Below are 7,423 nucleotides of genomic sequence, written 5' to 3'. Positions count from 1 at the left end.
TGATTGAATGCAGCGACAGCTGCCCTGAAAGGATTCAACTGGGGGCCTGCCCCGTGAAACAACGCTGAAAGCGTTCCTGCGGAGCAGGGTTTCACTGGGGTCTTATTCCCGCAAGGAAAAATATATCTCTTTTCAATCTCTTCCATCTGTGTCAAGCTGCCAGCCCGGTGACGAAGTCTCAGCGCAGTTGATCCCGTGAAACAGTCCCATGGGACTCCCCAAAGGGGTTTCACTGGGACGGATTTCACTGGGTGTGATCTGTGGGCAAAAAAATCTTTTGGTATCAAAGTGAGTGATTCTGAGCTGTCTAAACATAAACACCGGGCAAAAGGAGGCAAGATGAAATCCCCTGACACTTCAATCTTATTTCTTTGCACAGGCAACTCCTGCCGTAGCCAGATGGCGGAGGGCTGGACCAGGGTCCTGCAAAAGGACGATTTCCAGGCCTTTTCCGCGGGCGTCAGAAAAAGCTCCCTAGATCCCCTCGCGGTACGGGTCATGTCTGAGGCCGGAGTGGACATATCCAGGCAGACATCCAAGCTTATTGAGGAACTGCCGGATATGCAGTTTGATTACGTGATTACCTTGTGCGGTCATGCTCGGGAAAACTGTCCCCTGTTCTTTACCATGGCTCAGAAAATTCACCGTGGCTTTGACGATCCCCCCTTTCTGGCCCGGAAGGCCGCCACAGAAGAGGAAGCCCTTGAGCATTACCGCAGGGTCAGGGACGAGATAAAAGCATTTGTTCAGTCGTTCCCGCACGGACTGACTGCCATTGACCACTGACCTTTCCTGGATTATCTGCACAATAACGACTCACCGCAAAAACCCTGTCATAAAATACAAGAAATTGTTATCAGTTAATTGTGTCTTTGTGGTTCAGTAATCTTCTTCTTTTTTCTCCTTTATGACAGGCTTGCAGGTCACAGGGAGGAGTATGAGTAATAGCAAAAAATTTTCAGAGAATTTCACCCACGCAGAGGCATCTACTTTTTTATCGAATCTGGCCCAGGATGTGGAAAAATCAAAAATTGAGCTGCAAGGTCATAGTATAGACTGGAAAAAAATTCGTAAACTCAAGTTAACTTTTTATCCACATGAACTGGGCTTAACCCTCAGGGTCAAGCTGGAGAAGGCCAGGACTGAACCAGAAAATAAAGAGTCGTACAATAAAACGAAAGACAGAAAAAACGCCCTTAAAAAACTCAAGGCCGGGATGAAATTCAAGCGCTCAGGACTGAAAGGCAGGGTAAAAAAAGTATTCCGAGGCCTGATTGCAGATAATTCCGGAGCAGGAGAACGTGTCAGGAGCGAAGCAGTCCAGCCTGCACCCTCTCCTGCTGCACCCGGAGGCAATACAGGCTATAAGATCCTGAAAAAAAGAATGAAAAAAAACTTTGCCGGAATACTGAGAAACGCCCGCAATTACCAGTTGCCCCCTGAAAAAGACTTGATTTCATTTATACAGGATTCGGAAACCATGGTTCAGTACCCAGGTTACGGCGATGATTTTTACCTGAAATTCAAAGACAAGGTCCGGGAAATGCATGAGAGCTTTGAACAGAACGATTCCCGAAATTTCTTTCAGAAATGCCTGGAAGTAAACCAGATACAGAAAGACTGCCACAGGCAATACAAATAGATAAGTTATGAATACCTCGATGCAGCATAAACAGTCTGATCAAGACAAAATCAAGTACGATCCCGAGACCGCCATGCCGGACATCACGGAAATGGACCAGAGGATCCTGGCAGAAATTGTCTGTGTCCAGATAACACCCGATGAGATGTATAAAATCATCACTCCGCTCAACGAGCACCCCAATCAGAAGACTGTTCTGGCTGTGCACTGGCACCCGGAATACATCCCCATGGAACTCATCAAAAAAAGGATCGACAACACCTTCCCCAATAAGGAGCAGGAACTTATCATCCCCACCCAGCATAACGAACTTTTGACTTACGACGATAAATACTATGGTGCGGAAATTGACTGTTATTCCAGGGGATTTCAGCGCAAAGTCCAGCTGTTGCTGCACTGCAGGCTTGAGGATCCTGACAGGGCGGGCGTTCTGAGATCAATGCTTAACCACACCTATGAATACCGCTCCAGACAGCTTTTTGATCTTCTGGACACCTTCATGGACCCCAAGTGGGAGGACTATCTGCAACTGGCCGCTGAAGGCACCGGAGTCGGGGAAGATGTTGTTCAATTCGCCAGAGTGCAGACCTACAAGCTTTACCGCCTGCTCATGGAACACGAAAATACCATATCCAGAGACTTTTTGAAAAACAAACTGCTGCGGGACTTTGTGGACGGTCAGAGATATCTTTACCCCGACCAGTTCATCAACAGGGTCCAGGTATTCATCAAGTCCGTGAAGAAAATCGTCAAGACCAACTTCAGCCTGGAATACTTTTACCGCACCTCCGAAGTCATCGAAGAGGCCAGAAGTCTGGGGTGCGGAATAGTAGTGCCCCACCCTGAACAGTTCTGGCCCATACTGCTTTGCGATTACGACATAGACGGGTATGAAGTCTGGAACCCCCAGTCCAGAGAATATACCGAGTTCCTGGTCAATGTCATCATCCGCCAGAACAAGTCCAGAAACAGATCCAGGAGGCCTTTGCTGGTATTTATGGGCGATGACGCCCACTTGGGGGAAAAACTCAAGGACCCCACCAAAATAGAGGCCGCCAAGTATTACCGGGAAATTGGAGTGCAGCCCGCCTGGGATGATTTGAACATAAGGAAGTCACTGATAATTGGCGGCTTTGATCGCCGGAAAGTCATGAACGAGTACAAGGCAAGGCTGGAAGTATAATGAGACGGGAGAAGAGATTTTTTCTGGAATCCCTGCAGGACAGGGAAACCATCTGCAAATATCTGGACGCCTTAAAAGAGGGGTTCCAGCAGGGCGAAATTCATTTTTCAAGCAAAGAAGAATTGCTGAATCTAGAGCCATGCGGGCTAATAAAGTTTATTATCAAGGCCAGGAAAAAGGACGGAGAAATAACCCTGGATTTAAGCTTTAAATGGGCTGAAGATGAGTCCTCGCCTGAGTATCTGGAAGAGCCTTGCGACTACAAACAGAATAACGTCTCCAAGGACGGATAAATGCCTTATTTCATTGACCTGGAAGAAAAAATCCGCTTTATGGTCCTGGAAGTCGGCAGACAACTGGAGGACACTTTAAAAATCATTCAGGACCCCAGTCCGGACCTGGTGGACAAGGTCAAGTCCAGGGACGACCGCATAGACAACTACAAAGCTGTCATTGAAAACCTGTGCTTCTCCCGTATTCACGGGGAGGAAAACCTGAACAAGAGACAGGTGGACTTTATCCGGGCAACCAATATCATCAGCAACAATCTGGAAAAAATAAGCGATTTTTCCGTTTATATTGTAGATCAGCTAAACTACCTGAGCAGCGTTGATTATCTGGACAATTATAATTATCGCCCCTTTTTCCAGCAACTCTCAGATGCCCTGGAAATAGTAGTGCATGGACTCTTTACCAGGGATCTAAACTACGCCCTGAACATCTGCAAGACCGAGTTCGTCATAGACAAGCTCTTTAAACGCGTTTTTGACCAGATCATTGAAGAACTGGACTCCCAAAAAAACAAGCAGGATCTCATTACCTGCATATTCATATTCCGTTATCTGGAAAGAATGGGGGACGCCCTGCTCAACATCGGGGAAGCTGTTATATTTTCAGTGTTCGGAGAAAAGTTGAAAGTCCATCAATACCATGCCCTGGTTGAGAACCTCGATTCCATCAACAACGGCATCTCCATACAGGACGTAGGATTTGAATCCATTTGGGAGTCCAGGTCCGGATGCAGAATAGGCAAAGTCATGGATTCATCCCGAAGCGGAAGCCAGGCGGTTCTTTTCAAGGAAGGCAAGACCCGGAAAATATCCAGGGAAAAAGAAAACATCGAAACCTGGAAAAGAATCTTCCCCAGCCTGGTTCCAAAGGTTTTCAGTTATACCCAGGGCAAAAACAGCGCCTCCATGCTGCTGGAATTTCTGCCTGGATGCTCCCTGCAGGAAACAATTTTGACCCAGGATGATGAAACTCTGGCTAACTCAATGTTCATTCTGAAGGAAACCCTGACCCTGATCTGGCATGACACCATCAAAAACAAACCTGTTAGTTCAGGTTTTATGGACCAGCTCTCCCAGCGCATCGACGACATCCTGACCATTCATCCTGAATTCGACTTTTCCGAGGTTGGTATAGGCTCGCTGACCACACTCTCTCTGAATAGTGTCATCAGAATTTTAAGCGATATAGAATCAGAGCTCAAGGCCCCCTTTTGTATATTCATCCACGGAGACTTCAATACCAGCAATATCATCTATAATCAGAAGGACCAGCAGGTATATTTCATTGACCTGCACAGGTCCTGCTATGGGGATTTTGTCCAGGATGTATCTGTATTTCTGGTATCCAACTATCGTAAACCGGTTTTTGACCCCGGCGTGCGCAAAGTTATTAACAGGCTCAACCTTGATTTTTACAATTTCGCCGGACAGTTTGCAGCCGAAAACGCTGATAATACTTTCAATGCCAGACTGGCCCTGGGGCTGATTCGCTCCTTTTTTACCTCCACCAGGTTTGAACTCAACCAGGAGTTCGCCCTGAGCATGTATCAAAGGGCCCTTTATCTGGCTGATAAGCTGATCGCCCACAGAAATAAACCCTGGAAACAATTCTCTCTGCCGAGAGAAGCATTCAAATATTCCAGTTTCTAACACAGGCTATGCCCGCAACCCATTTTTTCTCACGTAAAGGCGCCCAGTTAAATCCTCTTCGAGGTGCTTGTTTATTCCAGCACTCACTTTTGAATACTATTTTTTTCTGGTATTTCTCCATTGCCAGAAGTGAGTGCTGGATCCAGACACGCTCCCCCGCAGAGCGCGGGAGCGATAAAAGCCTGTCTTGAAACCTGATTGACAGCTACCCACTATGAGACAAGATAAAAATAAAAAAATAGCCGTCATAGGCAACTCTGGCAGCTGGTCCACTGAAAAACTGGCGGACGCCCTGGAAAATAAAACCGGATTTCGCTGTGTTGTGGACATATCTTCGGTGATTTTCGATATAAACCAGAAGACTCTGTTTTACGGGGACCTGGACCTGGCTGCCCTGGACGGACTGGCTATCAAAAAAATCGGCCCCGTGTATTCCCCGGACATGTACAACAGGCTGGAAATGCTTCGCTTTTTCTGCAGCATGGCAATACCGGTTTTCTCCCGGCCGGAAATGATTATGCAGGCTGTGAACAGGCTCAGTTGTACTGTAAATCTGCAGATAGGAAACATTCCCATACCTCCCACAGTGGTTACCGAGGATATGGATCTGGCCTGCAAAACCGTGCACAGGTTCAAAAAGGCGGTCTTAAAACCTCTTTTCACGTCCAAGGCCAGAGGGATGCTTGTGGTGGAGGCAGGAGATCAATGTCGTTCAGCCATTGCCGAATTTCAGGCTTCAGGCAACAGAACCATGTACATTCAGAAGATGGTTTCCATTCCCGGCCGGGACCTGGGAGTGGCTTTTTTAGGCGGAGAGTATATCGGTACATATGCCCGACTCAAGGGTGATTCCTGGAATACCTGCATTTCCAGCGGTGGGCGATACGAGCGCTATGAACCGGACCCGGCAATAATCGGCCTGGGCCACAGGGCCCAGGCCCTGTTCAACCTGGACTTCACCTGTGTCGACGTGGTGGAAACCGAGCAGGGGGCAATGGTGTTCGAGGTCTCGGCCTTTGGGGGCTTCCGCGGGCTTTACCAGGCCTGTGGTATAGACGCCGCGGACATGTATGCCAACTATATTCTGAACAATCTCAAATATCGTTCCTGAAAAGCACATGCCTCCAGACTCAACTCAGAAAATTCATATACGCCGCACAATAAGCCTGCCTGACCCAGTAAAGCTGTCCAGATATCTCAAGGTGCCTGAATTCGGACCCAGGATCCTTTTTTTCAGCGGCGGCACTGCATTGAACCCCCTGAGCCGGGCCCTGGTCCGCTTCACCCACAATTCCATTCACCTGGTAACCCCTTTTGATTCCGGGGGAAGCTCAGCCAAGCTGCGCAATGCCTTTAAAATGCCTGCTGTGGGCGACATGCGCAGCCGACTCATGGCCCTGGCGGATCAAAGCGTCAAGGGCAACCCTGAAATCTACAGCCTGTTCACCTACCGTCTGCCCAAAGACGAGGACAACCAGAAGCTTAAAGCCTTGCTCATGCGTATGGCTGACGGGCATCACCCCCTGGTGCGCAGCGTTCACGACCCCATGCGCAAAATAATCTGCAGCCACCTGACGGCTTTTGCCGGAAAAATGCCCGACGATTTTGATCTCAAAGGGGCCAGCGTGGGTAACCTTATCCTGGCTGCCGGCTATTTCAACCACAACCGGCAGATCGATCCGGTAATCTTCCTGTTTTCCAAGCTGGCTGAAGTGCGGGGGACTGTCAGGCCGGTTATGAACAAGCACCTGCACCTGATTTCAAAACTGGAAAACGGGCGTGTCCTGCTGGGCCAGCACGAACTGACCGGCAAGGAAAGGGCACCCATTGACTCTCCTGTACGGGAATTTTATCTGTCCGGCAGCCTTTCTGCACCGGTTCCCATCTATCCGCGTCTTAAGGAAAAGGTCCGCAGGCTCATTCATGATGCCGAACTTATCTGTTATCCCATGGGCAGCTTTTACTCCAGCCTCATGGCCAATCTTTTACCCCGGGGTGCAGGCTCAGCCATTGCCGGCAACGAATGTCCCAAGGTCTATATCCCCAATACCGGTCATGATCCGGAACAGGTGGGCACTTCGCTCAAGCAGAGGGTGCAGATCCTGCTTGAACACCTGAACCGGAGCGCAGAAAAAAAATGCCGTACCCGGGATCTTCTGAATTTTGTCTTGCTTGATCAAAATCACGCCTTATATGAGGGGGGCGTAGATATAGAAGGTATCGAAAGCCTGGGGGTGAAAGTAATCCAGGCCCCCATCGCGGCCATGCAAAACCAGTCATTTCTGGATGAAAATAAAATTATTGAGAGACTGCTTTCAATGGTGTAAGGTAACACTGCAGCGAAACTTTTATATTGACCTCCGGGGACTGGCTTTCCCCGCACTGATTTTTAATATTCAATCAAACATCCTTCAGAAAAATAAATGCCGGGGTGCCTGTCCCCAATTGAGACAGGTAATATTTTTTTGTTTTTTTATTGTTCCCACGCTCTGCGTGGGAACATCTTCCGGACGCTCCGCGTCCACCAATTACCACAAAGCGGTCCAGGTGCGCTCCCCCGCAGAGCATGGGAGTGAGCACGGGGACTGGCTCTCCCGGCACTTATTTTTCTAATCTGTTTCTTGTTCAATAAAAAATAAGTGCCGGGGTGCCTGTCCC

Annotated in this window: 7 protein-coding genes; all 7 read left to right on the top strand. The window is 48.6% G+C overall.

Annotated features, from left to right (window positions below; genetic code table 11):
• Window positions 1–339: 339 nt before the first annotated feature.
• Complete coding sequence (locus tag QZP87_RS14590) at window positions 340–786, top strand: arsenate reductase ArsC (RefSeq protein ID WP_291323656.1); 447 nt, start codon at window positions 340–342, stop codon at window positions 784–786.
• 151 nt (window positions 787–937) lie between these two features.
• Window positions 938–1,642 (top strand): GAK system XXXCH domain-containing protein, encoded by a 705-nt coding sequence (locus QZP87_RS14585; protein ID WP_291323655.1) that lies wholly within the window; start codon window positions 938–940, stop codon window positions 1,640–1,642.
• 19 nt (window positions 1,643–1,661) lie between these two features.
• The gene (locus QZP87_RS14580; RefSeq protein ID WP_291323654.1) at window positions 1,662–2,825 is read left to right on the top strand and encodes a hypothetical protein; all 1,164 of its coding nucleotides are present in this window, start codon (window positions 1,662–1,664) and stop codon (window positions 2,823–2,825) included.
• Window positions 2,825–3,118: an amphi-Trp domain-containing protein gene (locus tag QZP87_RS14575; RefSeq protein ID WP_291323653.1), complete on the top strand. Its 294-nt coding sequence runs from the start codon at window positions 2,825–2,827 to the stop codon at window positions 3,116–3,118. Before QZP87_RS14580 ends, QZP87_RS14575 begins: the two co-directional genes overlap by 1 nt.
• Window positions 3,119–4,765 carry a PhoU domain-containing protein gene (locus QZP87_RS14570; RefSeq protein ID WP_291323652.1) on the top strand — a complete coding sequence of 549 codons (1,647 nt, stop codon included), beginning with the start codon at window positions 3,119–3,121 and terminating at the stop codon, window positions 4,763–4,765.
• A 214-nt stretch (window positions 4,766–4,979) separates the two neighbouring features.
• On the top strand, window positions 4,980–5,876 hold the full coding sequence (locus tag QZP87_RS14565; protein ID WP_291323651.1) for a GAK system ATP-grasp enzyme: 897 nt from the start codon (window positions 4,980–4,982) through the stop codon (window positions 5,874–5,876).
• A 7-nt stretch (window positions 5,877–5,883) separates the two neighbouring features.
• A complete protein-coding gene (locus QZP87_RS14560; protein WP_291323650.1) occupies window positions 5,884–7,092 on the top strand; it encodes a GAK system CofD-like protein in 1,209 nt (402 codons plus the stop codon).
• Window positions 7,093–7,423 lie beyond the last annotated feature (331 nt).

Origin of the sequence: Desulfonatronospira sp. (assembly GCA_003563255.1) — a bacterium.
GTDB lineage: Bacteria > Desulfobacterota > Desulfovibrionia > Desulfovibrionales > Desulfonatronovibrionaceae > Desulfonatronospira.
The sequence above is the reverse complement of the archived record's forward strand: the minus strand, read 5'-3'. Positions and strand labels throughout refer to the sequence as shown.